The following is a 26,814-nucleotide window of genomic DNA, read 5'->3' on the forward strand; positions in this document are numbered from 1 at the left end:
GATGATGGGTGGAACCTGCCTAGCGGGTCGCTCCGCCGTCGACGGTGAGTTGCGTGCCGACGAGATTGGGCGCTGCGCCGCTGCATAGAAACAGCACCGTCGCCGCGATCTCGTCGGGCGTCGCGAAACGGCGCGAGGGTGTCTTCGCCAGGAGACGCGCTTCGATCGCCGCCGGCTCGATTTGTTCGCGCGCTGCCGCCGCGGCGATGATGCCGCGCAGGCGGCCGGTCATCGTCGGGCCGGGGTTGACGCAGTTGAGCCGTACGCCGTCGGCCGAATGGGCATCGCCGAGCGCCTTCGTCAGCGCGATCAGCGTCGCGTTCGCCATCACGCTCGGCAGCATGGTCGCGTCGGGCCCGAGCGCGCTGTTGCCGGCAATCGACACGATGTGCCCCGCCTGCCGGGCGATCATGCCCGGCAGGACCGCGCGCACGAGACGCACGGTCGCCATGATCTTGAGCGCGAAGCTGTCGTGCCATGCCTGATCGGGCAGCGTCAGGAACGGGCCGGCAGCCGAACTGCCTGCGCTATTGACGAGCACGTCGACGGTTTCGCCGCGCTGCGCAAGCTCGGCGAGCACCGCTTCGGCGGCGTCCGGTGCGCTGAGATCGTGCGCGAGGCCGAATGCGCGCGCGCCGCCGATCGCTTCGACGGCGGCGTCGAGCGCGGCGCGATCCCGGCCGATGAGCGCGACGCGCGCGCCGGCCGCGACGAACGCGTGCGCGCACGCGAGCCCGATGCCTTTGCTGCCGCCGCTGATCAGGACGAACCGGTTCGCGCAGGCGTCGGCGCGAAACACGGGAGAGGGCGTGTGGCTCATTGGATCCTCAGCGAGTCGTTAAGCATGGTCCACAGCGATGCGCGGCGCAGATAGTTCAGATGCGCATCGCGGTCGGCAACGGTCGCGCGCATCGCGCGCTGATTGGCCGCGCGTGCTTCGGGCGAACGTTCTTCCATGACCCTCTTGTTCTGGATCGACTGCGCCTGCACGTACTGGATCGCCGGGCCGCGACGCTGGCGTTCGTACAGGTCGAGCAGACTGTCGGACGCGCCTTTCAGCACGGCATCGAGCTTGCCGGCGAGATTGACCGCGTCGTGGATGCCACTGTTCAGGCCCAGTCCGCCGAGCGGGTTGTTGACGTGCGCGGCGTCGCCGGCGAGCATCGCGCGGCCTTGCCGGAAGCGCGCCGCGACGCGCTGATGCACGTTGTACGTGTTGATCTGCGTGACGTCCGCGCCCACCGCGCTCGGCAGATAGCGCTCATAGACGCGCGTGACATCGGCAAGCGCCGCGTCGCGGTCGGCCGGCAGATCCTGCTGCAGGGGATAAGTCGTGCGCCACACGCCTTCCGGGCTGTCGCCGGGTACCTTGAAGATGCCGAACCAGCAGTCGACGTCGGACAGATAATTGCGCACGCGAAAGCCCATCGACGCGGCGAAGTCGTGCTTCACCGTCACCACGCCGAACTTTTCCGGGAACGTGTGGCCCTCGAATTCGATGCCGAGCGACTTGCGCACCAGACTGCGCGCGCCGTCGCAGCCGATCACGTAGCGCGCCTCGCATTGCAGCGGACCGTCTTCGTTGCGCGCGTCCAGCACGACGCGATCGTCCTGTTCGACGAAGCGCTCGACGGTCATCGCGCCGAAATAGCCGACCCTGGGCTCGCTCTCGAGCCGCGGGCGGATCAGATTGACGAGCTTGTGCTGTTCGAGTTGCACCGCGAACGGGAACGCGCATTCGTCGCGCAGCAGGCCGAAATCGTATTCGGCGACCACTTCGCCGGACACGAAATCGCGCCACTGGAACAGATCGGCGCGCAGGCCCTGCGCGAGCACATCCTCGACGAGGCCGGCTTCGTCCAGCAGCGACAACGTCGACGAATGAATCGTGGCGGCGCGATTCTCGGTCGGCACCTGACGATAGGATTCGAACAGGGCGACGCGCCATCCGCGGCGCGCGAGCGCCAACGTGGTGAACATCCCGACCGGCCCGGCGCCGATCACCGCAACATCCCACATAGGTGATTTCCTGAAGCTGAGTTCGTCAATCGGTGGCGGCGTGCGCGAGCGTTTCGTCGCGCTGCTGCGATCGTCCGTAAGATACTGAAGAAAATATATTTATACCAGTCGTCAATATAAATATATTTAGCGCTCTGGTTCGCATGCGAACTGAGAGGCGATTAGGGTAAATACGGAGGTCGTGCGAGGGGGCGGGTGGTCAGGGGTGCAGGGAGGGGATCAGGTGGCTTTACTAGATTAGTAATCCGAAGAAAGCGAAGCGAAAATCGGAATGTCCGATTTCGGCTCCGCATCGCAAACGCGACTCGAAGGCATCGTCGCGATCAACACATCCAATCGCAACGTGCTTTTCTCGGGCTGAGCCGCGGCAGCGGAGACGTGATGCCCATCGCGCGGCGACGGGCATCACATGCACTCGCGCCTTTTCCTCAAACGCGGTCGCGCTCGGGCACCCTCGACAGAAGCGGTCCAAGCCCTTCGGCGACAGTCAGATGAGAGATCACGGCGTCGCGGAGCTTCTGGTAGGGGAGTTCCGCGATCATCGCGGTCTGCATCGCCGCCATGACTTCGCCCGCTTCCGAGCCGATCATGGTGAAGCCCAGTATGCGATCATCGCTTGCGCCGACGAGCACCTTCATGAAGCCCTGCGTCTCGTCGGTCGCTTCAGTCCGCAGCACGTTGTTCATCGGCAGTGTCGCGACACGGACGGCCACGTTCTGACGTTGCGCATCGCTTTCGTTCAGCCCAACGCGCGCGAGCGGCGGATCGGTGAACAGCGTGTAGGGAATCAGACGATCACCCGTGCTGCGACTGCCGCCTGCGAGGTTGTCGCGGACGATCCTGAAGTCATCGACCGATACGTGCGTGAATTGCGGACTGCCGGCCACCTCGCCGATTGCCCACACATCGGGCGCGGAGGTCTGCAGCCGATCATTCACGCGAATGTAGCCGCGCTCGTCGAGCTCGATGCCTGCGTGCTCCAGACCGATATCGGCCGTGTTGGGAACCCGGCCGGCGGCGACCAGAATATCGCTGCCGTCCAGCGTACGGTCGCCCGAGGGCGTTTGCAGGATCACGCGCACATGCTCGCCCGAGCGTCCCTCGACGCTGACTGTCCGCGCGTCCAGCACGACATCGATCTCTTCCGCGCGAAGCAGGCGCAGCATCTCGGCACTGACGTCGTCGTCTTCGCGCGCCATCAGCCGTGCGCCGCGCTCGACGATCGCCACGCGACTGCCGAAGCGCCGGTAAGCCTGCGCCATTTCGACGCCGATATAGCCGCCGCCCAGCACGATCAGGTGCGACGGCGCACGGTCGAGCTCCAGCGCGCCGATGTGCGTCAGCGGTTCGGCCGCCGCCAGTCCCGGCACGTCGGGAATCGCGGCGTGCGTCCCGACATTCACTACGACCTGATTTCCGCTGATCGTGCGCGTGCCGCCATCGTTCAGATGCACTTCGATGGTCTTCGGCCCGACAAACCGGCCGACGCCCATGATCAGTTCCGCGCCGCTCGCCGCATACGCCTGCACATGAAACGCGGCTTCGCGTTCGACCATGCTGCGCTTGCGCTCGCGGACCTTCGCCATGTCGATCGTGATGGGGCCGGTCATCGCGCCGAAGTCAGCGGCATGCCGGGCCAGATGGGCCACGCGAGCGCTCCAGATTTCGTTCTTGCTGGGCAGACAGGCGACCGCCGGGCATGAGCCGCCCACCCATTGCCGCTCGATCACGGCCACGCGCTGGCCCGATCGGCCCAGATGCCACGCCAGCAGCTTGCCGCCCTGGCCGCTACCGAGAATCAACGTATCGACATGTTCGACTTGAGTCATGACTTTCTCCAATCCGGGAAGAGTGCGAGACGGATCGCGGCGGATCCGTCGCATGAGACCTGCGGGTGCGAGGCGTGCGTCAATTGACCGGCGGAAAATCGACGTCGGTGTCGTTGATGCGGTTGAACGTGTTGGTGAAAATCGTCATGGCGATCGCCAGCGAGATCTCGGCGAGCTGCGTGTCGCTGTAGCCCGCGGCGCGAATCGCCGCAAGCGCGCTTTCATCGATCGTGCCGCGTGTCGTCTGCAGGTTCAGCACGAAGCCGATGAGCGCGTCCCGCCGCGCATCGCCGGTCGGCTGGCCCGCGCGGATATGCCTGAGCGTGTCGGGCGTTAGGCCGGTCATCTTGCCCAGCATCACGTGCGCGGCGACGCAGTAGTCGCAACCCGTTTGCTCGCTCACGAGCAGCTTGATGGTTTCCAGATCCTGCTTGCTCAGACTGCTCGATGCCAGCGCGGCTTCGGCGTCCAGTGCGGCGTTCAATGTCGCGGGCGCGAGATGGCCGAGCGCCGCGAACAGATTCGGCACGCTGCCGCCGGCGATGGCGCGAACCCGTGCGTAGACGTCGGCGGTGTCGCCCGTGGCGTTCCGGGTGGCGGGGATGGCGATGCGGCTCATGTTGGACCTCGTTCAGTGGTGGTTAGGAGCCTCCACTTTAGGGTCGTAGAATGAGCTTGTTGAGTCGCTCAATTATCAATATCATGCTCGAAAGTATCAAACGAGGTCGTGATGTCACTTTCGCAAGACTGGCTCAGCCGTTTGCTCGCCATGATGACGGTACGCGGACAACTCGAGCTGCGCTGCTCGTATGGCGCGCCCTGGCAAGTGATCTATGGAGATTCGGAGCCGGGCGAGATGCCGTATCACATCGTGCTCGGCGGGTCGGCCATTCTGGAGACGCCGGGTTCCGGCAAGCCCGAGCATCTCTGCGCGGGCGACATCGTGATGCTCGCGCACGGCTCCGCGCATCGACTCCATGATGGCGGCGGCGCGCGGCCGAAGCGGGCGAGCGAGCGCGCCGCTTTGAACCTGACCATCAGCGAAAACAAGGGCACCGGTCCGCGTCTCGACATGCTCTGCGGGCGAATCATTCTGGCGCCGCCGCACGACCGGTTGATCCGCGCCTATCTGCCTGCGCGGCTCGTCACGCGCACGTCGCGGGCGATGGGTAGTGATGGCGAGGAAGGGCAGGGCGTGGCCCAGGCGCAGTTGAACGATCTCGTGGCGCTCATGCGCAAGGAGGCCAGTGCGGACAATCTGGGCGGATACGCAATGATGAACGCGCTATCGGCGGCGCTGTTCGCGCTGACGATGCGCGTGGCCAGCGGGTCCGGCGATGCACCTGTCGGACTGCTTGCCCTCGCGGGCAATCCGCGTCTCTCGCCCGCGCTCACGGCGATCATCGGCGACCCGGCGCGGCCATGGACGCTTCCCGAGCTGGCGAACCTCTGCAGCATGTCGCGCGCAACGTTGATCCGTCACTTCCAGGACAAGCTGGGCCGTTCGCCGAACGACCTTCTGACCGACATCCGGATGGCGCTCGCGGCCAACGAACTGAAAAGACCGGGCAGCTCGACTGAGGTCGTGGCCGAGGCGGTCGGCTATCAGTCCGTAGCCGCTTTCCGGCGCGCCTTCAGCCAGCGTCTGGGCATGACGCCAGCGGACTGGCGTCGCTCGCAACAGGGGAAACAGCGTGCGGAGCTTGCAGGCTGAAGGCAGGCGCCGCGCTTACGCGGCCGCTTGCATCGCGAGTTCTTCGGGCTTGATGCTCGCAATCGGTTGAAGGATCGAACTGTCGAACGCCCGCGGTTCGCGCTGGTTTTCGAGGAGCTTCGGCAGGTCGGGATTCGCCAGCGCGCCGCGTCCGACCGTCACCAGATCCGCCCCGGCGGCCAGTGCGAGGTCGATGCGTTGAGCCGTGTGCAAGCCGCCGTTCGCGATGATCGTCACGTTGGGCGCATGGCGGCGTGCCAGTGTCACGAGGCTGTCGCGCGTGCCTTCGAATGCCGGCTGCCAGGCCTCGAACTCCGTGACGTGAAGGAAGTCGATGCCCGCATCGGCCAGCGTGCCGAAGATCGTTTCGGCATCCGCCTCGCCGCCCGGCCATTTCGACGCGAAATCGTTGACCTTGCCTTGTGAAATCCGGATGCCCACGGGCACGGCAGCGCCAAGGTCGCGCCTGACTGCTTTCACGACATCGGCGAGCAGGCGCACGCGAGCCTGTGTGTCGCCGCCCCAACGGTCGGTCCGCTGGTTGGTGCTCGCCGTCAGGAACTGGTCGAGGAGATACCCGTTGGCGCCGTGAATCTCCACACCCCGGAAGCCGGCGATGTTCACCGCGCGCCGGGCCGCATCGACGAAACCCTGAAGGGCGTCGTCGATTTCAGCGGCCGTCATCTCTTTCGGCTCGGCATAGGGGCCTTCACCGAAGTAGAACTTCATCTGTTCACCCTTGGGGCGGATGGCCGACGGTCCCACGGTATGGCTTCGATAAACGTTGCCCTGACTCAATGCCCCGGCATGCATGAGTTGCGCGAACACGGGCGTTCCGTGCGCCTGCATCTCGCGATTGAAGTTCGACCATGCCCTGGCCTGTTCGTCATCGGCCAGGCCCGGCTGAAACCGGTATCCTTGCGAGAACGCCTTGTCGGTGTAGATGCCTTCAGTCGTCACCAGCCCGAATCCGCCCTTCGCGAAGCGCTTGTAGTAGTCGAACATGGTCTGGGTCGGCTGGCCGTATTCCGTGGCCGTGATACGCGTCATGGGCGCGACGGCGATGCGGTTCCGCACGGCGACGCCGTTGCGGTCGTACGGAGAAAGGATGGGAGAGGTTGTGCCGTTCATGTCGCTGCTCGTGTCGTGAAGAAGGTGAATGCATGGTAGGCGTCGCGAGCGGAAGGAAACAGAGGCCGGCGCGTGAAGCCGGCCTAACACTTTTGGATATAAACGATGTTCTCCCAGGACGTCCAGACGTTCCTTGCCGTCGCATCGGCTGGAAGCCTGTCAGCGGCGGCGCGTCAGTTGAACGTGGCGCCCATGCAGGTGTCACGGCGCATCGCCGCGCTCGAAGAAGAACTCGGCGTGCGCCTCTTCCATCGGACCACGCGGTCCCTGACCCTGACCGCGGAAGGCGAGGCGTTCGTCCCGTATGCGCGGGCGATGGCGGATGCGGAAGCGGGAGCGCGCGCCGAACTCAATCCTGCCTCGGGCGCGGCGTCGGGCGTATTGCGCATGACGGCGCCGAGCGGCTTCGGCCAATCCGTCGTCTTGCCGATGCTGCCGGGCTTGCTCGAAGCCAACCCGGAACTGCGTATCGACCTGGATGTTTCGGACCGCCAGGTCGATATCGTGGGGCAGGGGCTGGATCTCGCATTGCGCATTGCTCCGCTCGAAGACTCGGAACTGGTGGCGAAAAAGATTGCTGCGAATCCGCGCCTCATTTGCGCTTCGCCGGCGTACCTGGAAAAGCACGGACACCCTGCGACGCTGGGGGGACTGGACCAGCATCGCTGTATCCAGCTCAATTCGGTGGGACGATGGCCGCTCGTCGTGGACGGCAAGCCGATACGCAAGCGCATCGAAGGGGTCATCACCACGAGCAGTGTGGAGGCGGCGCGCACGGCTGCCGTGCAGGGACTCGGGCTCGCCCTGTTGAGCTACTGGGATGTCTTCAGACAGCTTGCTGACAACTCGCTCGTTCGCGTTCGGCTGAACGACGCCGCGATGGAAGATCTGTCGGTGTGGGCCGTCATTCCCAGCCGGCGATATGTGCCGAATCGGGTGAAAGTGTTCCTCGGTGCCCTTCAGCAGGAACTGTCGGATCTGGTGGAACGCTGCGGCCCGCCGTACGGCGATCAGACTCCGGTGCCGCGCTTGCCCGAATGAAAAGCGCGCGTAGTGCGGCTATGCGCGGATCGCCGCCGCCTCATCGCGGTTACGCACCATCCAGTCGCTGAAGAGCTTGAGCTTCGGCTGATGCGCGACGCAGTCCGGATAGACGAAGTAATAGCGCGAACCCGTCGAGAGCACGGTCTCGAACGGCATCACGAGCCGCCGGGCCGCGACGTCTTCGCCAACCAGCGTGCGGTCGCCGATCGCGACCCCGAAGCCCTGCATGGCGGCATTGGTCGCCAGATCGAGGGTCTCGAACGTCGGGCCGAGCGTCGCGTCGATCTCGCTCGCCCCTGCGCGCTCGAGCCATAGCTTCCAGTCGCGGTGATCGCGCGTCGGATGCAGCAGCGCATGATGCGCGAGATCCGACGCCGCGGCGAGCGGCTTTTCGGTGAGCAGATCGGGCGAGCACACGGGCGTAAGCTGCTCGTCGAAGAGCGGCACGGCATGCACGTCCGCACCGGGCGACGAGCCATAGATGATCGCCGCATCGAACGATTCGACCTGAAAGTCGACGTCGTGCTGCCAGGTCGTCGTGATCTGCAGTTGCAGTTCGGGATGCTCGCTCTGAAAGCGCATGATTCTCGGCAGCATCCAGCGCATGACGCACGTGGGCACTTTCAGCGCGAGATCGGTGCGCTGGCGCGTGAGACGCAGCGAGACTTCTTCGATCCGGGCGAAGCCCTCCCGGACGACCGGCAGCAGCACGTCGCCTTCGGCCGTCAACGTCAGCCCGCGCGCGCCCCGTATGAAAAGCGGAAAGCCGAAGTACTCTTCGAGCGCGAGAATCTGCCGGCTGATCGCGCCTTGCGTGAGGCACAGATGTTCAGCGGCGCGCGTGAAGCTGCGATGCCGCGCGACCGTCTCGAAGATCTGCAAGGCATTGAGCGGAGGAAGTCGTCGCATGGGGCGTGTCTCCGATCAGGAAAATCGTGTCAGCCGAAGCTATGGTAGCAAGCCGGACACGATGCTAATGAAGTATCTTGCCGAGAAACTCCCGCGCCCGCTCGGAGCGCGGATGCGCGAAGAACGCGTCCTTGCCGTCGTCCTCGACGATGCGCCCGTGATCCATGAAGATCACCCGGTGCGCGACCTTCTTCGCGAAGCCCATTTCGTGCGTGACGCACATCATCGTCATGCCTTCCTGCGCGAGTTCGACCATCACGTCGAGCACTTCGTTGATCATCTCCGGATCGAGCGCGGAGGTCGGTTCGTCGAACAGCATCGCGACCGGATCCATGGACAGCGCCCGCGCGATCGCGACGCGCTGCTGCTGGCCGCCCGAAAGCTGGCCGGGAAACTTGTCCGCGTGCGCGCGCAGGCCGACGCGCTGGAGCAGGCGCAGCGCCTTGTCGGCGGCTTCGTCTTTCGAGCGCCCCAGCACTTTCGTTTGCGCGAGCGTGAGGTTTTGCGTGATCGACATGTGCGGAAAGAGCTCGAAATGCTGGAACACCATGCCGACCTTCGCGCGCAGCTTCGACAGATTGGTGCGCCTGTCGTGGACGGATTCGCCGTCGATCGTGATGCTCCCGCTCTGAAACGGCTCCAGCCCGTTGACCGTTTTGATGAGCGTCGACTTGCCGGACCCGGACGGGCCGCAGACCACGACCACTTCGCCTTTGCTGACCGTGGTGCTGCAATCGGCCAGAACCTGAAACTGCCCGTACCACTTCGACACGTTACCAATGGAAATCATGCGCAAACCTCATTGAACGGATGTGGGTCACAGCGTAGCGTCAGCGATGCCGGCCGATGCGATACCGCCGCTCCAGCGCACGCGCGTACCACGTCAGCGGGAAGCACATCGCAAAGTAGAGCAACGCGACGATGGCGTAGATCGGGAACGGGCGGAACGCGGCGTTCGTGATCATGGTTCCGGTCTTGGTCAGCTCCGTGAGACCGATGATCGACGTGAGCGCCGTGCTCTTCACGACCTGCACGAGAAAGCCGACGGTCGGCGGCACGGCGATCTTCCATGCCTGCGGCCAGACGACATAACGCAACTGCTGCGTCCATGTCATGCCGAGGCTCGCCGCCGCGCTCCACTGGCCGCGCGGCACCGCTTCCACGCAGCCGCGCCAGATGTCGGCGAGATAGGCGCCGGTATAGAGCGTCAGCGTGACCGTCGCGGCGGCCCACGGCGATACTTCGACGCCCAGGAGCGGCAAGCCGAAGAAGCCGAGGAACAACTGCATCAGAAGCGGCGTGCCCTGAAACAGTTCGACGTACAGCACGACGAATCTGCGCAGCCACGGCAGCGGCGACACCCGCATCGCGAGCAGCACGAGGCCCGCGATGCCGCCGCCGGCGAACGCGATCAACGACAGCAGAACCGTCCAGCGCGCGGCGAGCAGCAGGTTGCGCGCGATATCCCATAGCGTGAACTCGATCATCGTGAACGCTCCTTCGGAAGGCCGACGCGCATCGAAAACAGGTTGCGCCATCCGCGCCGCGATTCGCCCGCGCCGCCGCGCGCGGCGCGTCCCGCGAACAGCCGCTTGCCGAGCCGGTTGATCAGCATGCGCAGCACGATCGACAGCAGCAGATAGATCGCGGTGACGATCAAGTAGCATTCGAACGAACGGAAGTTGCGCGACTGAATGAAGCTGGCGGCATGCGTCAGGTCCGGCACCGAGATTTGCGACACGACCGCCGAGCCGAGCATCACGATCAGCACCTGCCCGAGCAGCGCCGGAAACACGTTGGCGAGCGCCTGCGGCAGCACGACGTGGCGGAACACGTGCGGACCGCGCAAGCCGAGCGCCATCGCGGCCTGCACTTGTCCGCGCGGAATCGAGTCGATGCCCGCGCGGACGATCTCCGTGGCATACGCGCCGAGGTTCACCGTCATCGCGAGCACGGCGGCTTCCATCTCGCCGATGCGCACGCCGAGGCTCGGCAGCCCGAAGAACACGAAGAACAGTTGCACGAGAAACGGCGTATTGCGGATGATCTCGACATACGTCGCCACGGCGGCGCGCACCGGCTTCGAGCCCGTCACGGCAAGACACGCGCCGCCGATGCCGACCAGACCGCCCAGCAGCGTGGAAAGCGCGGTGAGGCCGAGCGTGACCGCGACGCCATGCACGAGCACGTCGGCGTAGAGGCCGAAGTCGCTGAAATCGAAGGTATAGGTCATCGTGGCGTCCTCGGCGTGCGAGCGAGCGGATGAGCGCGGCGCATCACAGATCGGCCGGCAGCGGCGCGCGCAGCCACTTCTGCGAGATCGCGTTCATCGTGCCGTCCTTCTTCGCGGCGGCGATGGCCTCGTCCACCTTCTGCTTGAGGCGCGGCTCGTTCTTGTTCAGGCCGACGTGATCGGGCGAACTGAAGAGCGAGAACTTCTGCTCGGGTTCGTTCGCCGGACGGCGCGCGATGATGGTCGCGCCCACGTCGTTGCCGACGACGAGCAATTGCGTCTGCCCGGCGAGAAACGCGGAGATCGCGCCATTCGGATCATCGAAGCGCTTGATGGTCGTGGAGGGCGGCGCGACCTTGCTCACGCTCAGGTCTTCGAGCGTGCCGCGCGCCACGGCCACGCTCTTGCCCGCGAGGTCGCCCGCGTTTTTCACGGCGAGCGACTTCGGACCGAACACGGCCAGGTTGTACGGCGCATACGCCTGCGAGAAGTCGATCACCTTCTCGCGCTCGGGCGTCTTGCCGACCGAGAGCAGCATGTCGGCCTTATGGTCGGCGAGATACGCCATGCGGTTGTCGCCCGTGACCTGAATGAGTTCGACCTTCGCGTTGAGCGTCTTGCCGAGCAGATTCGATACGTCGATGTCGTAGCCCTGCGGCTTCATGTCCGGCCCGATCGAGCCGAACGGCGGATAGTCCATGAAGACGCCGATGCGGACCACGCCGGATTTGCTGATCGTATCGAGCGCATCGGCGTGGGCCAGCGGCGCGAATGCGCAAAGACTTGCGACGCCGGCAAGGGCGAGGGCGGCGGACATGCGCTTCACGAGGCGTTACGCGGAAGTCGTCGTGTTCATGAATGTGTCTCCTCTATCGATGTTTCGAGCGGTGTGAATCAGTGCGCGGTGCGAGCCGCGATGAGCTTGCAGGCATGCGGCGGCAGCTCCGCGAAAATGGGCATGCCTATCTGTAGATCCGGCGTCTCGCGCGGGGTCGTGGCCGCGGTCAGCGTAAAGCCCGCGCAATCGATGGTCGCTTCGAGCGACGAACCCACGTCGCGGATGAACGCCACCGTTCCGGCCAGCACATTCGGTCCCGGTTGGGCGATGGCCGGGCGCATCGATACGTCTTCGGGGCGAATCAGCAGGCGCATATCGTCAGTCGCGCCGTTCGTGCGCGCCGCGGCGGCGACGGCGATCCGCTGGCCGCCGGGAAGCGCGATGCGATCCGTGCCATCGATCGTGACCGGCAGGATATTGCCGAGCCCGATGAAATCGGCGACGAACTCGCTCACGGGATTGCGATAGATGTCGAGCGGCCGGCCGACCTGCGCGATGCGGCCTTTTTCCATCACGACGATTTCATCGGCCATCGTCATGGCTTCGCGCTGATCGTGCGTCACCATGATCGTCGTGATGCCGAGGCGCTGTTGCAGGAGACGGATCTCGACCTGCATCGCCTCGCGCAGCTTCGCGTCGAGCGCGGAGAGCGGTTCGTCGAGCAGCAGCAGCTTCGGCGAGGACGCGATGGCGCGGGCAATCGCGACGCGCTGCCGCTGCCCGCCCGACAGACGCGAAACCGGCCGGTCCGCCATGTGCGGCAACTGGATCAGGTCGAGCAGTTCGGCGACGCGCGCGGCTTGCGCATCCTTCGCGACACGGCGCAAGCGCAGCGGATACGCGATGTTCTGCGCCACCGTCATGTGAGGAAAGAGCGCGAGCGATTGAAACACCATGCCGAAATCGCGCTGGTTGGCGGGCACGTGCGTCAGGTCGCGTCCGGCGAATGCGACCGTTCCGGACGACGGCGTTTCCAGCCCCGCGATGATGCGCAAGAGCGTCGTCTTTCCGCAGCCGGACGGGCCGAGAAAGCACACGAGCTTGCCGTCGGGCACGGCGAGATCGACGTGATCGACCGCATACGCGGTGTGAAAGCGCTTCGTCACCGCCTGAAGTGTCAGATGAGTCATGAGGGCTCCTTTTACAGCGCGACGCCTTCATCGCCGACCAGCTTTTCGAGCAGCCAGATCAACGCGAAATCGATGAGCACGATGACGACCGCGAACGAGAACACGGTCGGATCGAGCGAGGACACAGTGCGGCTGTACAGCCAGATCGGCAGCGTCATCGTGTCGATGCCGTACAGGAAGAACGTCACCGTGAATTCGTTGAACGAGATGATGAACGCGAACAGCATGCCGGCGAGAATGCCCGGGCGCATGAGCGGCAAGACCACATCGACGATCGCGCGGCGCGGGCTCGCGCCCATCAGGCACGCGGCTTCCTCGAACTCGGGTCCGATCGATGCGACCGATGCCGCGCAGTTCTTCACCGTGAACGGCAAGGCCAGAATCACGTGCGCGATGACGAGCCGCGCGATGCCGAGCTCGACGGGCAGCACGTTGAACACGAGCAGCAGCGCAAGCCCGAGCATCACGAGCGGATAGACGAGCGGCAGCGCGACGAGCTGTTCGATCACGCTCTTGCCGCGAAAGCGATAGCGCGAGAGCACGTAGGCCGCCGGCACCGAGACCGCGGTGGCAATGAGCATCGTCGAGATCGCGACGATGAGGCTCGTCGTGAGCGCCGTGCCCATCGAGAGCACGTCGCTCGCATCGGGCGACAGGAACGTGTGCCACGCCGCGTGATACCAGCGCAGCCCGAAGCTCGGCGGCGGGAATTCGAGCGTGTCCGAATTGCCGAACGACATGGTGATCATCGTCAGAATCGGCAAGGCGGCGAGAAACAGCACGACGGTCGCGAGCAGGCTGGCCGCGCGGCTCAGCCGTCCGGGCATGGTCGCGGAGAGGCGCAGGGTGGTCATGAGCGGCATTCCTCTTGGCGTTGCAGGCTGCGCACGAGCCGTTGCGAAACCGACATGACGATGAGCGTCGCCACCATCAGCACCACGCCGGAAGCCGACGCCGCCGGCCAGTTCAAAAGCGGCGCGACCTGGTCGTGCACGAGCACGGCGAGCATCGGCACGCGGCGGCCGCCCAGCAGCAGCGGCACGGCGAACGCGCTCGCGTTGTAGGCGAAGACGAGGAGCGCGCCGGACACGAGACCGGGCATGGCGAGCGGCAGGACGATATGGCGCAGCGTCTGCCCGCGCGTCGCGCCGAGCGTCGCGGCGGCTTCCTCGTAACTGCGCGAGATGGCGCGCATCGCGCTTGCGAGCGGCAGCACGGCGAGCGGGAACGCGGTCTGAATCAGCCCGAGCAGCACGCCGTTCTCGCGATAGAGCCATTGCAGCGGACGGCGGATCACGCCGGCGGCGAGCAGCGCGTGATTCAGCATGCCGGCCGGTCCGAGCATCACGAGCCAGCCATAGCCTTGCAGCAACAGGTTGACGAGCAGCGGCAGCAGCACGCCCGCGAGCAGAAGCCTGCGCGCGAGCCGTGACTCGGTGCGCGCCATCGCGAGCGCGACGGGAATGGCGAGCAGCACTGCGCAGATCATGCTTTGAAACGCGAGCTTCAGCGTGAGCCAGAGCGAACGCAGAAAGTACGAATCGGCGAGGTCCGCGTAATTGCGCAGTGTGAGCGCGTGCCACTCGTTGCCCGGCACGCCGAAGCTCATGCGCAGCACCACGAGCGTCGCCGCGACGAGCACGGCGAGAAACGCGAGGATGGGCGCGAGCAGCATCCACGGCGGCACCTTCGGCAGCGTGGGCGCCGCCGGCTGCGCGGGGCCGGCGTCCGTGACCGCCGCCGGTCTGCGCCGGAAAGAGAGAGCGGACATGGAGGTCAGGCCGAGAAGATTTCCGTATAGCGCTTGATCCAGGCGGGCTGCACCGAGGCCAGCGCACGGTCGTCGTGCAGCACCGCGCTTTCCGCGATTTGCTTGGGCGACGGCACGAACGCGCGGCTTTCCGCCGGAATCACCGCTTTCGAGTTCACCGGGCCGTTCAGCACGTCGGCGGCCATGCGGCCTTGCACGCCCGCATCGAGCGAATGGTTGATGAACGCGTGAATCAGGTCGATGTCGCCCGGATGCGCCTTCGGAATCACCGTGAACATGAGCTGCGTCGCGAAACCTTCCTTCATGCCGTAGGTGACGGCCATCTTGTACTCGGGCTTGCGCAACTGATTCGGAAAGAAGGCGGGCGAGTAGATGCCGCCGATATCCAGCGATCCGGTGCGAAACAGATCGGCGACCTGATTCGGGTTCTCGCCGAGCGTGAGCACGCGGTCCTTCAGTTGCGCGAGTTTCGCGAAACCCGGCTCGATGTTTTGCTGCGAGCCGCCCGCCATCTTCGCGGCGATGATCGCGAGATCGACCGCTTCGGCCCATTCCGGCGGCGGCAGGAAAATGCGGCCCGAATATTTCGGATCCCAAAGCGCTTCGTAGCTGGAAGGAGGCGTCTTCACCGATGCCGTGCTGTAGACAAGCCCGTCCGACCACAGCAGATAGCCGACGCCGAAGCCATTCGCGCCCGTGCGGTAGGGCGGGGCGACATCCTGCAGATTGGGCAGCTTGTTCAGATCGGGCTTCATCAGAAGGCCGGCATCCGCGAGGCCCGAGGCGCCCACGCCCGCGAGCGTGATGACGTCGTAGGTCGGCCGGTCGCCCGCCGCCTTTACTTTCGCCACCATGCCGGAGGTGCCGTCGGCGCGATCGGCGACGACCTGCGCGCCGGTCTTCTGGCTGAAGGTCGCGGCGATGTTGCGCAAGGCCGCCGCGCCGGTGTCGTCCGACCAGGTCAGGAGGCGCAGCGTCTTGCCGGCGAAGCTCTTCTCCTGCGCCCGCGCCGTGCTGATGAACGGCATCGGCAGGCTCGACGCGGCGAGCGCCATGCCGATGGTCTTGATGGCGTGCCTTCTGCCTCGCTTGATGTCTTGCATGGCTCACTCCTCGATGAACGGTGCGACGGTCTGAACCGGCTTCGGTGGAACTACTCTAGGGACGCAAAATTTCGGCAACAATCGAATTCTCGGCATGATCGCCATGAGCCGAATGCATGGCTCCGAGCTTCGAAAAACCTTTCAGTCGGCGCTGACCGCACTCAATATCTGCTTCACTTCCTGGAACGAGGCGAGACCGAACGGCCCGAGTTCGCGGCCGAGGCTGCTTTTTTTGTAGCCGCCCCATGAGGTCTGCGGAAAGATCAGTTGCGGTGCGTTGATCCACACGACGCCCGCCTGCAGCGCGCCGGCCACGCGCTCGCCGCGGGCCGCATCGCGCGTGACGACGGTGGCCACCAGCCCGAACTCGGTGTCGTTGGCCGCGGCGATCGCGTCGGCTTCGGTATCGAAGCTGCGCAGGCACAGCACCGGTCCGAAAATTTCCTCGCGCCAGACCGCGCTGGCGGCGGGCACATCGACGAACATCGTCGGCTGCACGAAATAGCCGGGGCCTTCCGGCACGCCGCCCTGCACGACGAGACGGGCGCCGTCCGCCTTGCCGGAGGCGATGAAGCGTTGCACCCGTTCGAATTGCGCGCGATTCGTGAGCGGCCCCATTTGCGTGCCGGATGCGAACGGGTCGCCGACGACGGTGCGCGCGACGCGATCGGCGAGGCGCGCGATCAGCGCCTCCGCAAGCGGCCGCTCGACGAGCACGCGGGACGTCGCGGAGCACATCTGTCCGGCGTTGAAGAACGCGCCGCCCATGACGAGATCGACGGCGAGATCGAGGTCCGCATCCGCGAACACGACAATTGGCGACTTGCCGCCCAGTTCGAGGCTCACGCCCTTGATGGATGGCGCCGCCGCTTTCATCACCTGCTCGCCGACCGCCGTGCTGCCGGTGAACGACACCTTCGCCACGAGCGGATGCGCCGTGAGCGCCGCGCCGACTTCGCTGCCGGTGCCCGTCACGACGTTGAACACGCCCCGCGGCAGCCCGGCGCGCTCGACGATCGCGGCGAGTTCCAGTTCCGGCAGCGGCGTGAATTCGGACGGCTTCAGCACGACCGCGCATCCGGCGGCGAGCGCGGGGGCGAGCTTCCACGCCGTCGTGACCATCGGGAAGTTCCACGGCACGATCAGCGCGACCACGCCCACCGGTTCGCGGCGGATCACCGCGCGATGATCGGCGCTCGGAATCGCGATGGCTTCGTCCGCGGCATCCAGCGTTTCGGCGAGCTGCGCGTAGTAGTCGAAGGTCGCGACCACGTCGCCGACATCGATGCGCGATTCGGCGATCGGCTTGCCGTTGTTGCGCGACTGAAGCGCGGCGAGTTGCTCGCCATGCGCCTCCACGCCGCGCGCGATGGCACGCAGATAAGTCGCGCGCTCCGTGCCCGTCGTGCGCTTCCATGCGCCAAACGCATGCGACGCCGCTTGCACCGCGCGATCGACGTCGGCGGGGCCGCCGGCTTCCACTTCGACGATCGTTTCCTCGGTCGATGGATCGACGACAGGCAGCCGTTGCCGCGTCTCGGACACGCACCATTCGCCGTCGATGAAAAGCCGCGTGCGCAGCGGGGATTCGAAACGGGGACGGGCCGGCGCGCTCATGACGGCACCCGCGCGAACCAGTCCGCTTCGCGAACTTCGATCACGGTTGGAATCTCGCGCGCGATAGCTTGCCGCAATGCGAGGTCGAGCGTCTGCGGGTCGTCGGCTCTCGCGGCCTCGCATCCGAAGGCGCGCGCCAGCGCCATGAAATCGGGCGTGTAGATATCGACGCCGACGGGCGTGATCGCGCGCTGATCCATGTACTTGCGGATCTCGCCATAGCCGAAGTTGTTCCACAGCAGCACGATCACGGGCACGCGCGCTTCGACCGCGCTCGCCAGTTCCGGCAGCGTGAATTGCAGTCCGCCGTCGCCTGTCAGGCACACGACGGGCCGGTCGGGTGCGGCAAGCTTCGCGCCGATGGCGGCGGGCAGTCCGTAGCCGAGCGTGCCGTAGCCGGTCGACGAGTTGAACCACGCACGCGGCGCGGGCGCATCGTGAAGGAAATTGCCCGCGTAGACCGGGCTCGTCGAATCGCCCGCGATGACGGCATCGGGCAGGGCGCCGATGATCGTGTCGATCAGGCGCTGCTGCGAATGCGCCGCGGCGTCGCAGGCGGCCATGACGGCGTCGCGCGCCAGCGCCACGCGCGCGGCGCCCCAGTCCGGCGAGGCGGGGCGGACCGGCCGTTCGTGCAGCCGCGTCGACAGCGCGCTCAGCGCGTCGCGCGCATCGCCGACGATAGCCACATCGGGACGCGCGTTGCGCATCGCCTGTTGCGCGTCGATATCGATGCGGATGAGCTGTCCGTCGATCGCGAAGCCGCCATCGAACATCACGTCGTAGTCGGTTTCGCCGAGTTCGGTGCCGACCGCGAGCACGACGTCGGCTTCGCGGATCATCGCGCGCGTGGGCGGCAGCGATTGCGTCGAGCCGATGAGCAGCGGCGCGCCGCGCGGCAGCAGCCCTTTCGCGTTGATGGTGAGCGCGACGGGCGCCTGCAGCCGATCGGCGAGTTCGCGCAGTTCGGGCGCGGCATGCGCCGCACCGCCGCCGGCGAGAATCAGCGGGCGGCATGCATCGGCGAGCAGGTCCACGGCTAACGCGAGCGCGGCGGGATGCGCGGCGGGCTTTGCGGGACGCACGGCGGGCGATGCTTTCATCGCTTTCATCGGCGACACGATGACATCGAGCGGAATCTCGATATGCACGGGGCGCGGCCGCGCGCTTTCGAACACGGCGAACGCGCGCGCCAGCACGTGAGGCAACTCGGCCGCATTTAGCACGGTGTGCGAGAACGCGGCGAGTCCATCGAATACTTCGCGCTGCGAAGGCAGTTCGTGCAGACGCCCGTCGCCGTGGCCGAGTTGACTGCGCGCGTTGACGCTCGATATCACGAGCATCGGAATGGAATCGGCATAGGCTTGCGCCATCGCGGTCGCGATGTTCGTCATGCCCGGCCCGGTGATGATGAAGCACACACCCGGCTTGCCCGTGACCCGCGCGTAGCCGTCGGCCATGAAGCCCGCGCCCTGTTCGTGACGGGGCGTCACGTGCCGGATCGACGAGTGCGCAAGGCCGCGATACAACTCCACGGTATGCACGCCCGGAATGCCGAAGACGTACTGGACGCCGTAGGTCTCGAGCAACGTGACGAGCGCTTCGCCACACGTTTGGGGGGAGGGGGTCACGTCGCTGTTCGCCATGCTCACGTTGCGTTCGTGGAAGTGCCTGGTGGATTCGCGAAGGTTCATCGGTCGTCGCATTCCTGGTTGATTTGAGCGCGGACGCGGCCGGTGAGACGAGCACCGGCGGCTGGATTTGGAACCATTCTCGACGCGGCCTCGTCGCGGCAACAATCGAAAAGATTTCATGAGGCGCATGACTTTCCTGCATGCGCAGGCGTACCGCCGCAGTGGAGGCGGGTTTGACAATCGAGCGTTATTCGTGGAGTTCAAGCGAATGCGCTTCGACTTAACGCGGCGCTAAGCCAAAGCTGTCATCATTCACGCCTCGATCGACTCACCGACTCACTCAAGGAGACATGCTTATGGTCGCGGCGCCTTTCATCGCGCTATTTCTGGCTGCGGCCGCCGTCTGGTCGCCGGCTCCGCGATGGCTCGTGCCGGGTCTGCTCGTCATCGCGTATGGCGCGGCGCTGGCCGGCGGCCAGATCACGCCGCTTGCCGCGATGCCGCTCGCATTGCTCCTGGCCGCCGCGGCTGCGGTCGCGCCGCATCGTCGGGCGTGGCTGCGTTATGCAGGTCACGCGTTGTTCATTGCGCTGGCCGTTGCGTTGAGCCTGCACTGGCTGCCGGGCTTTCATAACCCGCGCGTCATCGGGCCCGAGCGGCTTTCAGCGGAGGCGGTACCGTTCACGATGTACCTGAACCTCGACAAGCCGCTCGTCGGTTTCTGGCTGCTGCTGGCATGGCCGTGGACGCGCCCGCGCCATGGGACGCTGGCATCGATGAAAGCGGGGATGGCGAGTCTGGCGGGAACGACTATCGTCTGCCTGCTTCTCGCGCTTGCGCTCGGCATGGTGAGATGGGAACCGAAGTGGCCTTCGTCGACGTGGCTTTTCATGCTGAACAATCTGCTGCTCGTCACGATGACAGAAGAAGCCTTTTTCCGTGGGTATGTGCAGGGCGGATTGTCGCGTTTGTTCAAGCGCTTTGCATACGGGGACATCATCGCGCTGATGATCGCGGCGCTCGTTTTCGGGCTTGCGCATTTTCCCGGCGGCTGGCATTGGATCGTGCTGGCTAGTCTCGCGGGCATCGGCTATGGGCTCGCGTATCGCTTTGGCGGCCTGGCTGCCGCAATCGTGGCGCACTTCGGGTTGAACGCGGCGCACTTTCTCTTGTTTACTTATCCGATGCTTCAGGCGTACGGGACGTCATGACGTTCCGTGTAGTTCACGCACGAACCGCGCGTGCTCGCGCGGATGCACTTGCCTTGCCGCGCGCAGGCGTCCGATGCGGTCCGTCCGAAGCGCGGATGATCATCTCAGGCGCCCACACCTCCTGAAGCGTTTGCGGTGACGCACCTTCGAGCCGCTGAAGCAGCATCTGCGCCATCCGCTTGCCCGCGCGATGTGTCTCCGCCGAGAACGTCGTCAGCGCGGGCTGTACATATCGTCCGATCGGATGGTTGTCTCCGCCGATCACCCCGACGTCATGCCCCGGCCTTCTCCCCGTTTCCGCGATGCCGCGCAGCGCCCCCAGCGCGATCAGATCGTGCCCGCATACGATCGCCGTGGGCGGATCCGCGAGGTTCAGCAGTCGGCGCGCGGCTTCCGCCCCGCCTTCTTCCGAAATATCCGCCTCGATGCAGAGCGACTTGTCGAACCTGATGCCGGCTGCACGCAAGGCCTCCGTATAGCCCGTTCGTTCGAGATGACTGAACATCAGATATTCCGGCGCGTGAACGAGCGCAATCCGGCGATGACCGAGCGCAATGAACCGCGCACAGCCTGCGCGGCCAACGACCTGATGATCGATATCGACGAAAGGGAAGGCATCGGACGTCTCGCTGCGGCCAAAGGCAACGAAGGGAATATCGCGCTCGAGCAAATAGGCGATGCGTTCATCCTCGCGCCGCGTGCGCCCGAAGAGCAGCGCATCCACGCGCTGCCGCTCGATGAGACGCTTGAATAGATCGATCTCCGTTTCGACGCTGCGCGCCGAGGCGACGATCACCTGATAGCCGGTGTTGTCCATCGCATCGTTCACGCCCATCAGCATGTCCAGAAAGAACGGATGCGCGAACGATGTCTGCGGCGGCGACACGACGAACGCGATGGTATCCGCCGATTGCCGTCGCAAACGGCGCGCCGCCGGATCCGGCGAAAACCCGTGCAGCTCGGCCGCCTCCAGCACGCGCTTGCGGGTGTCGGCGCTGACGTCCTCGCGTCCGTTCAGCGCCTTCGAGACGGTGCTGACGGACAGCTTCAGCTTCGCTGCGAATTCCTGGATGTTCATTCCGGCTGCTCTCCACAGGTCCGCTCCGCGCGGAGCGTCGAAAACGATTTTTCGAACATTTTACGCGCGCATGCCGTGTTCGCGGGAAACGCCGATGTTTCGCCAGAAATCGATTTCGAAAATGCCGCGCAGCGGGCGGTGAGTCATCGGTGTTTACCCTTCGAACGGAACCGAAGTCGAACAGGAAAAAGCCATCCGACATGGCCTCTTTTCGCCGGCGGGGCTTGGCTCTCGCCCGAATCGAACGCTCGGATGGTCATCTAAAACGATTTCGAAAGCCGGATTTTTATTCCTTGAAGCTTGAGGAAGTCACTGCTATCTTCGTCTCGAAATCGTTTTCGATAACTCGAATGGATTTCGGAACCGCAGGCACTTTCACTCAAAGGTGAGCAACTTGATCGAATATATCGTCACACCCAATGCGCCTCTGCCGCGCGGACATTACGCGCAGGCAACGAAAGCGAATGGTCTGATTTTCGTCTCCGGCCAGTTGCCGCTCGAAAACGCGGACGGCGTCGTTATTCCCGAAGGACTCGACGCGCAGGTTCATCAGGCTTTGTCGAACGTGCGTGAAGTGCTGCTGGCAGCGGGAAGCGACATCGACAGGCTGTTGAGCGTGCAGATCTATGTGTCGGACATCGAGAACTGGCCGAGGGTGAATGAACTGTATCGGGCGTTCATCGGCGAGCGCGCGCCGGCTCGCACCGTCGTGCCGTGCGGTCACTTGCACTATGGCGCGCATGTCGAGATCAGCGCGATCGCCCTGAGTGGCGATATCGACCGATAAACCGGCGCAAGTGCGCAAGCGCGCACGAGAACCGCGCAGTTCAATGAGGAGATGACGATGCAGGCGTTTGACTGGTACAAGGAAGCGGCTCCGGCGGAACGGCGCACGTTCTGGGGATGCTTTTGCGGCTGGACGCTGGATAGTTTCGACAATCAGGTCCTGTCGTTTCTGTTGCCCGCGCTGATGGCGGCTTGGCATTTCTCGAAAACCGAAGCAGGGCTGATCGCGACCTCGTCGCTGCTTGCGGCCGCGGTCGGCGGGTGGGTCTCCGGCATTCTCAGCGACCGTCACGGCCGCGTGCGCGTGCTGACGGGCTCGATCATCTGGTTCACGGCGTTCAGCATCATCGCGGGTTTCACGAACTCGTATCACCAGTTGCTGATCGTGCGTGCCTTGCAGGGAGTCGGCTTCGGCGCGGAGTGGGCGGTCGGCGCCGCGCTGATGGCGGAAGTCATCAACCCCGCGCATCGGGGCAAGGCGCTCGGGCTGGTGCAGAGCGGCTTCTCCGTCGGCTGGGCGCTCGCCGCCGTCATCACGGGTTTGCTGCTCGCGTATCTGCCCGCGTCGATCGCCTGGCGCTCGGCGTTCTGGATCGGCGTCGTGCCCGCGATCGTCGTGCTGCTGATTCGCCGATACATTCCCGAGCCCGAAGTATTCCGCGAGATGAAGAAGGCGACGGGCGGGGCGGTCGTGGCGACATGGCGCTCGTCGTTCCGCGCGGATGTCCGGCGCTGGAGCCTGCTTGCCGCGCTGCTCGTCACGGGGCTCCAGGCCAGCAGCTACGCCATCATGATCTGGCTGCCGACGATGCTCATGCAAGTGCGTCATTTGCCGGTATCCACCGTGGCGCTGATGGCGACGATGATGAGCATCGGCTCGTTCATCGGGCAGGTCGGCTTCGCCTATCTCAACGACTCCTTCGGGCGCCGCTTCACCGCCATCGCGTTCTGCATCTTTTCCGCTTCGCTGACGGCCTGCTACCTCTTCGTTCCCATGGACCCGTGGCTTCTCGCGATGCTCGGGCTTCCGGTCGGCATGGGCATTAACGGCGCGTTCGCCGGCATCGGGCCGATGCTCTCGGAGCTGTTCCCGACCGAGATCCGCACGACCTGCATGGGCTTCTCGTACAACGTGGGCAAGTCGCTCGGCGCGCTCTCCGTCGCGCTGGTGGGGGTGGTGGCGGAGCGCATGGGCATGGTGGGATCGATCGCGCTCTTCAGCTTCATCGGCTACTTCTGCGCACTGCTCGCGCTGACCTTCTTGCCGGAGACGCGCGGCCGCGATCTCACCAACGTCGTCGCCGACGACCCAGGCCATGTCGAGGCCGATCTGCTCGAAGCGGCGAGTCCCACCCGCAGATGACATCTCGATCCGCATCCCTCGAAACTTCGGAGACGTCCATGTTTTACGATCCCGCCGCGGGCCACGGCCTGCCGCATGATCCGTTCAAGGCGATCGTCGCGCCGCGCCTCATCGGCTGGATATCGACGCGTTGCGCGAACGGTCAGTCGAACCTCGCGCCGTACAGCTTCTTCGGCGCCTTCGGCAGCGCGCCGCCGATCATCGGCTTCTCCAGCGAAGGGCGCAAGGACAGCCTGCGCAACGTCGAGGCGACGGGCGAATTCGTCTGGAACCTGGCCACGCGCCCGCTTGCCGAGCAGATGAATCTGACTTCGGCGACCGTCGCGGCCGAGATCGACGAATTCGAGCTGACGGGCCTGACGCCTGTCGCGGGACGCAACGTCTCGGCGCCGCGGGTCGGCGAGTCGCCGGCAGCGCTCGAATGCAGGCTCCTGCAGGTCGTGCATCTGCACGACATGAACGGCAAGCCTACCGACAACTGGCTCGTGCTCGGGCAAGTCGTCGGCGTACATATCCAGGAGGCGTATCTGAAGGACGGTTTCTTCGATACGCGCGCCGCGCAGCCGATCATGCGCGCCGGCTATCGCGCGGACTACGCGCAGATAGGCGACATGTTCGAGATGCATCGCCCGGTTGTCTGAGCGCCGCGTAATGGACGGCACACGTGTGCCTTCGATCGAAAACGATTTCGACAAAGTGAGACTGCAATGACCCAGATGGACAACGAAGTATCCATGATCCGCACGACCGCACGACGCTTCGTGCGTAACCGGCTCGTTCCGCTCGAGCAGCAGATCGAAACGGACGACGACGTGAGCGAGGAACTCCTCGCGCGCTTGCGCTCGGAAGTCGCGGCGCTCGGCTTGTACGGGTTCAATCTCCCGAAGAGCATCGGCGGGCCGGGTCTGACGGCCGCGGCGAAAGTCGCGATTCTCGAGGAAGTGACGCACACATCGGTGCCGTTGAGCGAGGTGTTCGGCCATCTGCCGCTTCAGTTGTCACAGGCGAGCGAGCGCCAGCGCGCCGAGCTTCTGCCCGGCATTCTCGCGGGCGGGAAGATCGTCACCTATGCGTTGACCGAGCCCAACGCGGGCTCGGACCTCGGCGGGCTGCGCACGCGCGCCGAGCGAACGACCGGCGGCTGGCTGCTCAACGGCGCCAAGCATTTCATCTCGCACGCGGAGACGGCGGATTACATCATCGTGCTCGCGCTCACCGATGCGTCGGCGCCGCTGAAGGGCCGGCTCAGCACGTTCATCGTTCGCCGAGGCAATCCGGGCGTGGTCGGCATGACGCGTTACCGGAAGATGGGCTGGCGCGGCTATCACCTGAACGGCTTCACGCTCGAAAACTGCTTCGTTCCCGACGAAGACCTGCTCGGCGAAGTCAACGCCGGCTTCCTCGGCATGATGCAGTCCATCAATCAGGATCGTCTGCTGTCCGCGAGCCGTTCGCTCGGTCTCTCGGCGCGAGCCCAGGCGATGGCCTGCGAGTACGCGCAGGAGCGCAAGGCATTCGGCGCGCATCTCGCCCAGCATCAGGCGATCCAGTTCATGATCGCCGATAACGACGTCGAGATCGAGGCGGCGCGCATGCTGATCCGCGCGGCGGCGGAGCTGATCGAAAGCGAAGATCCGCACGCGCACGTCGCCGCGTGCCGCGCAAAGCTCTATGCCAGCGAGATGGGATGCCGCGTGACGGATCGCGTGCTGCAGATTTTCGGCGGCATGGGCTACATGACGGAACTGCCCATCGAGCGCTTCTATCGCGACGCGCGGGCGTTTCGCATCGGCGAAGGCACGTCGGAGATGCAGCGGATCCAGATCGCACGCGCGGCGTTCGCATCGGGAGGCCGCCATGGCCTTTGATCTGCTCGAAGCCGGCGATCACGAACGCGTCGCGCTGCATCATGGCGAACGCAGCTTCACGCGCGGCGAGCTGGGTGTGGCGTCACGTCGCGCGGCGTCGTTCTTGCATGAACTCGGCGTGAAACGCGGCGATACCATCGCGGTTTGGCTGCCCGACGGCGCGGTGTGGATGCAGCTCTTCTTCGCCGCGGCGCAGCTCGGCGCGCTGATGGTGCCCGTGAGCACGCGCTTCCGGCAGCAGGAAGCGCTGCATGTCGTGAAGACCGCGAACGCGCGGGTGCTCTTCGTGCCGGAGCGTTTCCTCGATTTCGACTATGCCGGCGCGGCGCGCGAGATCGAAGACGCTTGCGAGGTGTTGCAGCAGGTCGTGCAGGTCGCGCGCTTCGACAGCCCCGGCTGGAGCGCATACGAACCGTACCCGCGCTGGGAAGGGCGCGACACGGATCTGCTCTGCACGTTCATGACGTCCGGGACGACCGGCCAGCCGAAGCTCGCCGCGCACACGGCGGGAGGCATCGCGCGGCATGCGCGCAACGTCGGCCAGTACAACGACATGCGGCCGAACGACGTCATGCTCTGCGCGCTGCCGCTCTATGGCGTGCTGGGCTTCGTGCAGGCCATCGCGGCGCTGGCCTCGGGCGCGGCGTGCGTGCTGCTGCCCGTCTTCAAGGCGGATGCGGCGGCCGCGGCGATCGAACGGCATCGCGTGACGCATTTCTTCGGATCGGACGCGATGCTGGACATGGTGCTCGATGCCGGCGACTACTCGCTGGCGAGCTGGCGTCGCGGCGCATTTCCCGAGTACGCGGGGCTGGGCCGCAGCGTCATCGCGAAGGCATGGGATGCGTGGGGCGTGCGCCTGAGCGCGCTCTACGGCATGTCCGAATGCTTCGCGATGACCGCGATGCGCGATCCGCAAGGCGATGCGGAGCAGCGCGGCATGCCCGGCGGCACGCCGATCTCGTCCGAGATCGCATTCCGCATCGCCGATCCGGAAAGCGGCGTGCAGCTTGCCGACCAGCGGCAGGGCGAACTGCAACTGCGCGGCTACAACGTCATGGCCGGCTATCTGAACAATCCCGCGGCGACATCCGCGGCCTTCACGGCGGACGGCTGGTTCCGGACCGGCGATCTCGCTCACGCCGATGGCGCTTCATTCCGCTATGTCGGCCGCATCAGGGACAGCCTGCGGCTACGCGGCTATCTGGTCGATCCCGTCGAGATCGAGATGTTCCTCGCGCAGCATCCGGGCGTGGAGGCGGCGCAGGTCGTAGGCGTGCATGTCGAGGGCGAGGGCGACGTCGCTGTGGCCTTCATTCGCGCATCGGCGACGCCCGCCACCGAAGAAGCGCTGCTCGCCTGGCTGAAGCAGGGCATCGCCGGCTTCAAGATGCCGCGCCGCATCGTGACCGTGGCGGCGTTCCCGCAGAAGGACGGTCCCAATGGCGTCAAGGTCCTCAGAAACGAGTTGCGCGACATGGCTTCGCAGTGTCTCGGACTCGCGCAAACGACATCGGCATGACACGGAGATCAAAC

Annotated in this window: 25 protein-coding genes; 8 read left to right on the forward strand and 17 right to left on the reverse strand. The window is 65.4% G+C overall.

Annotated features, from left to right (window positions below; genetic code table 11):
• Positions 1-19: 19 nt before the first annotated feature.
• The 4 genes from AWB70_RS16870 to AWB70_RS16885 all read right to left on the reverse strand — a co-directional run bounded on the left by AWB70_RS16870 (position 20) and on the right by AWB70_RS16885 (position 4,467).
• Positions 20-820, reverse strand: coding sequence for an SDR family oxidoreductase (locus AWB70_RS16870; protein WP_060854108.1), 801 nt, complete (start codon positions 818-820; stop codon positions 20-22).
• Complete coding sequence (locus AWB70_RS16875) at positions 817-2,019, reverse strand: FAD-dependent oxidoreductase (RefSeq protein ID WP_053570574.1); 1,203 nt, start codon at positions 2,017-2,019, stop codon at positions 817-819. The genes AWB70_RS16870 and AWB70_RS16875 overlap by 4 nt, the downstream gene beginning before the upstream one ends.
• Before the next feature lie 428 nt (positions 2,020-2,447).
• Positions 2,448-3,848 carry an FAD-dependent oxidoreductase gene (locus tag AWB70_RS16880; protein ID WP_053570573.1) on the reverse strand — a complete coding sequence of 467 codons (1,401 nt, stop codon included), beginning with the start codon at positions 3,846-3,848 and terminating at the stop codon, positions 2,448-2,450.
• 79 nt (positions 3,849-3,927) lie between these two features.
• The gene (locus AWB70_RS16885) at positions 3,928-4,467 is read right to left on the reverse strand and encodes a carboxymuconolactone decarboxylase family protein (protein WP_053570572.1); all 540 of its coding nucleotides are present in this window, start codon (positions 4,465-4,467) and stop codon (positions 3,928-3,930) included.
• 111 nt (positions 4,468-4,578) lie between these two features.
• On the opposite strand from AWB70_RS16885, the gene AWB70_RS16890 reads away from it, so the two are divergent.
• Entirely contained in the window at positions 4,579-5,562 is a 984-nt protein-coding gene (locus AWB70_RS16890; protein WP_053570571.1) for a cupin domain-containing protein, read from the forward strand.
• A 15-nt stretch (positions 5,563-5,577) separates the two neighbouring features.
• On the opposite strand, the gene AWB70_RS16895 is transcribed toward AWB70_RS16890, so the two are convergent.
• Entirely contained in the window at positions 5,578-6,693 is a 1,116-nt protein-coding gene (locus AWB70_RS16895; RefSeq protein WP_053570570.1) for an NADH:flavin oxidoreductase, read from the reverse strand.
• A gap of 105 nt (positions 6,694-6,798) precedes the next feature.
• Here AWB70_RS16895 and AWB70_RS16900 point away from each other — a divergent pair, with 105 nt between their 5' ends.
• The gene (locus AWB70_RS16900) at positions 6,799-7,734 is read left to right on the forward strand and encodes a LysR family transcriptional regulator (RefSeq protein ID WP_053570569.1); all 936 of its coding nucleotides are present in this window, start codon (positions 6,799-6,801) and stop codon (positions 7,732-7,734) included.
• 18 nt (positions 7,735-7,752) lie between these two features.
• Here the strand turns inward: AWB70_RS16900 and AWB70_RS16905 are convergent, their stop codons facing one another.
• From AWB70_RS16905 to AWB70_RS16955, 11 genes are all read right to left on the reverse strand, one after another.
• Positions 7,753-8,646, reverse strand: coding sequence for a LysR substrate-binding domain-containing protein (locus AWB70_RS16905; protein ID WP_053570568.1), 894 nt, complete (start codon positions 8,644-8,646; stop codon positions 7,753-7,755).
• A gap of 64 nt (positions 8,647-8,710) precedes the next feature.
• Positions 8,711-9,436 carry an amino acid ABC transporter ATP-binding protein gene (locus tag AWB70_RS16910; RefSeq protein ID WP_014193481.1) on the reverse strand — a complete coding sequence of 242 codons (726 nt, stop codon included), beginning with the start codon at positions 9,434-9,436 and terminating at the stop codon, positions 8,711-8,713.
• Between the two features lie 40 nt (positions 9,437-9,476).
• Positions 9,477-10,133, reverse strand: a complete 657-nt coding sequence (locus AWB70_RS16915) for an amino acid ABC transporter permease (protein ID WP_045456715.1) — start codon at positions 10,131-10,133, stop codon at positions 9,477-9,479.
• Positions 10,130-10,879 (reverse strand): amino acid ABC transporter permease, encoded by a 750-nt coding sequence (locus AWB70_RS16920; protein ID WP_014193479.1) that lies wholly within the window; start codon positions 10,877-10,879, stop codon positions 10,130-10,132. The genes AWB70_RS16915 and AWB70_RS16920 overlap by 4 nt, the downstream gene beginning before the upstream one ends.
• 43 nt (positions 10,880-10,922) lie before the next feature.
• On the reverse strand, positions 10,923-11,696 hold the full coding sequence (locus tag AWB70_RS16925; RefSeq protein ID WP_053570567.1) for a transporter substrate-binding domain-containing protein: 774 nt from the start codon (positions 11,694-11,696) through the stop codon (positions 10,923-10,925).
• A gap of 77 nt (positions 11,697-11,773) precedes the next feature.
• Complete coding sequence (locus tag AWB70_RS16930) at positions 11,774-12,847, reverse strand: ABC transporter ATP-binding protein (RefSeq protein WP_053570566.1); 1,074 nt, start codon at positions 12,845-12,847, stop codon at positions 11,774-11,776.
• 11 nt (positions 12,848-12,858) lie between these two features.
• A complete protein-coding gene (locus AWB70_RS16935; RefSeq protein ID WP_053570763.1) occupies positions 12,859-13,701 on the reverse strand; it encodes an ABC transporter permease in 843 nt (280 codons plus the stop codon).
• Positions 13,698-14,618, reverse strand: coding sequence for an ABC transporter permease (locus tag AWB70_RS16940; protein ID WP_053570565.1), 921 nt, complete (start codon positions 14,616-14,618; stop codon positions 13,698-13,700). The genes AWB70_RS16935 and AWB70_RS16940 overlap by 4 nt, the downstream gene beginning before the upstream one ends.
• Positions 14,619-14,623: 5 nt before the next feature.
• The gene (locus AWB70_RS16945) at positions 14,624-15,721 is read right to left on the reverse strand and encodes an ABC transporter substrate-binding protein (RefSeq protein ID WP_053570564.1); all 1,098 of its coding nucleotides are present in this window, start codon (positions 15,719-15,721) and stop codon (positions 14,624-14,626) included.
• A 141-nt stretch (positions 15,722-15,862) separates the two neighbouring features.
• A complete protein-coding gene (locus tag AWB70_RS16950) occupies positions 15,863-17,338 on the reverse strand; it encodes an aldehyde dehydrogenase family protein (RefSeq protein WP_053570563.1) in 1,476 nt (491 codons plus the stop codon).
• Positions 17,335-19,032, reverse strand: coding sequence for a 5-guanidino-2-oxopentanoate decarboxylase (locus AWB70_RS16955; RefSeq protein WP_082378150.1), 1,698 nt, complete (start codon positions 19,030-19,032; stop codon positions 17,335-17,337). The genes AWB70_RS16950 and AWB70_RS16955 overlap by 4 nt, the downstream gene beginning before the upstream one ends.
• Before the next feature lie 296 nt (positions 19,033-19,328).
• Between AWB70_RS16955 and AWB70_RS16960 the strand changes: the two genes are divergently transcribed.
• Complete coding sequence (locus AWB70_RS16960; protein WP_053570562.1) at positions 19,329-20,183, forward strand: CPBP family intramembrane glutamic endopeptidase; 855 nt, start codon at positions 19,329-19,331, stop codon at positions 20,181-20,183.
• Positions 20,184-20,196: 13 nt separating this feature from the next.
• Here the strand turns inward: AWB70_RS16960 and AWB70_RS16965 are convergent, their stop codons facing one another.
• Positions 20,197-21,261, reverse strand: coding sequence for a LacI family DNA-binding transcriptional regulator (locus tag AWB70_RS16965; RefSeq protein ID WP_045456723.1), 1,065 nt, complete (start codon positions 21,259-21,261; stop codon positions 20,197-20,199).
• 385 nt (positions 21,262-21,646) lie between these two features.
• On the opposite strand from AWB70_RS16965, the gene AWB70_RS16970 reads away from it, so the two are divergent.
• The 5 genes from AWB70_RS16970 to AWB70_RS16990 all read left to right on the forward strand — a co-directional run bounded on the left by AWB70_RS16970 (position 21,647) and on the right by AWB70_RS16990 (position 26,800).
• Complete coding sequence (locus AWB70_RS16970; protein WP_053570561.1) at positions 21,647-22,048, forward strand: RidA family protein; 402 nt, start codon at positions 21,647-21,649, stop codon at positions 22,046-22,048.
• Between the two features lie 57 nt (positions 22,049-22,105).
• A complete protein-coding gene (locus tag AWB70_RS16975) occupies positions 22,106-23,410 on the forward strand; it encodes an MFS transporter (RefSeq protein WP_053570761.1) in 1,305 nt (434 codons plus the stop codon).
• 38 nt (positions 23,411-23,448) lie between these two features.
• Positions 23,449-24,051 (forward strand): flavin reductase family protein, encoded by a 603-nt coding sequence (locus AWB70_RS16980; RefSeq protein ID WP_053570560.1) that lies wholly within the window; start codon positions 23,449-23,451, stop codon positions 24,049-24,051.
• A gap of 66 nt (positions 24,052-24,117) precedes the next feature.
• Positions 24,118-25,278 (forward strand): acyl-CoA dehydrogenase family protein, encoded by a 1,161-nt coding sequence (locus AWB70_RS16985; RefSeq protein ID WP_053570559.1) that lies wholly within the window; start codon positions 24,118-24,120, stop codon positions 25,276-25,278.
• Complete coding sequence (locus AWB70_RS16990; protein ID WP_053570558.1) at positions 25,268-26,800, forward strand: AMP-binding protein; 1,533 nt, start codon at positions 25,268-25,270, stop codon at positions 26,798-26,800. The genes AWB70_RS16985 and AWB70_RS16990 overlap by 11 nt, the downstream gene beginning before the upstream one ends.
• Positions 26,801-26,814: the final 14 nt, after the last annotated feature.

The sequence above is a fragment of the Caballeronia cordobensis genome (assembly GCF_001544575.2).
Classification (GTDB): Bacteria; Pseudomonadota; Gammaproteobacteria; order Burkholderiales; family Burkholderiaceae; genus Caballeronia; species Caballeronia cordobensis.

Coding starts and splice junctions, on each gene's coding strand:
- AWB70_RS16875 (WP_053570574.1), bottom strand. CDS start 2,019: ATGTGGGATGTTGCGGTGATCGGCGCCGGGCCGGTCGGGATGTTCACC.
- AWB70_RS16905 (WP_053570568.1), bottom strand. CDS start 8,646: ATGCGACGACTTCCTCCGCTCAATGCCTTGCAGATCTTCGAGACGGTC.
- AWB70_RS16935 (WP_053570763.1), bottom strand. CDS start 13,701: ATGACCACCCTGCGCCTCTCCGCGACCATGCCCGGACGGCTGAGCCGC.
- AWB70_RS16990 (WP_053570558.1), top strand. CDS start 25,268: ATGGCCTTTGATCTGCTCGAAGCCGGCGATCACGAACGCGTCGCGCTG.
- AWB70_RS16910 (WP_014193481.1), bottom strand. CDS start 9,436: ATGATTTCCATTGGTAACGTGTCGAAGTGGTACGGGCAGTTTCAGGTT.
- AWB70_RS16975 (WP_053570761.1), top strand. CDS start 22,106: ATGCAGGCGTTTGACTGGTACAAGGAAGCGGCTCCGGCGGAACGGCGC.
- AWB70_RS16915 (WP_045456715.1), bottom strand. CDS start 10,133: ATGATCGAGTTCACGCTATGGGATATCGCGCGCAACCTGCTGCTCGCC.
- AWB70_RS16900 (WP_053570569.1), top strand. CDS start 6,799: ATGTTCTCCCAGGACGTCCAGACGTTCCTTGCCGTCGCATCGGCTGGA.
- AWB70_RS16960 (WP_053570562.1), top strand. CDS start 19,329: ATGGTCGCGGCGCCTTTCATCGCGCTATTTCTGGCTGCGGCCGCCGTC.
- AWB70_RS16895 (WP_053570570.1), bottom strand. CDS start 6,693: ATGAACGGCACAACCTCTCCCATCCTTTCTCCGTACGACCGCAACGGC.
- AWB70_RS16885 (WP_053570572.1), bottom strand. CDS start 4,467: ATGAGCCGCATCGCCATCCCCGCCACCCGGAACGCCACGGGCGACACC.
- AWB70_RS16945 (WP_053570564.1), bottom strand. CDS start 15,721: ATGCAAGACATCAAGCGAGGCAGAAGGCACGCCATCAAGACCATCGGC.
- AWB70_RS16965 (WP_045456723.1), bottom strand. CDS start 21,261: ATGAACATCCAGGAATTCGCAGCGAAGCTGAAGCTGTCCGTCAGCACC.
- AWB70_RS16925 (WP_053570567.1), bottom strand. CDS start 11,696: ATGTCCGCCGCCCTCGCCCTTGCCGGCGTCGCAAGTCTTTGCGCATTC.
- AWB70_RS16955 (WP_082378150.1), bottom strand. CDS start 19,032: ATGAACCTTCGCGAATCCACCAGGCACTTCCACGAACGCAACGTGAGC.
- AWB70_RS16980 (WP_053570560.1), top strand. CDS start 23,449: ATGTTTTACGATCCCGCCGCGGGCCACGGCCTGCCGCATGATCCGTTC.
- AWB70_RS16880 (WP_053570573.1), bottom strand. CDS start 3,848: ATGACTCAAGTCGAACATGTCGATACGTTGATTCTCGGTAGCGGCCAG.
- AWB70_RS16920 (WP_014193479.1), bottom strand. CDS start 10,879: ATGACCTATACCTTCGATTTCAGCGACTTCGGCCTCTACGCCGACGTG.
- AWB70_RS16930 (WP_053570566.1), bottom strand. CDS start 12,847: ATGACTCATCTGACACTTCAGGCGGTGACGAAGCGCTTTCACACCGCG.
- AWB70_RS16890 (WP_053570571.1), top strand. CDS start 4,579: ATGTCACTTTCGCAAGACTGGCTCAGCCGTTTGCTCGCCATGATGACG.
- AWB70_RS16985 (WP_053570559.1), top strand. CDS start 24,118: ATGACCCAGATGGACAACGAAGTATCCATGATCCGCACGACCGCACGA.
- AWB70_RS16940 (WP_053570565.1), bottom strand. CDS start 14,618: ATGTCCGCTCTCTCTTTCCGGCGCAGACCGGCGGCGGTCACGGACGCC.
- AWB70_RS16950 (WP_053570563.1), bottom strand. CDS start 17,338: ATGAGCGCGCCGGCCCGTCCCCGTTTCGAATCCCCGCTGCGCACGCGG.
- AWB70_RS16870 (WP_060854108.1), bottom strand. CDS start 820: ATGAGCCACACGCCCTCTCCCGTGTTTCGCGCCGACGCCTGCGCGAAC.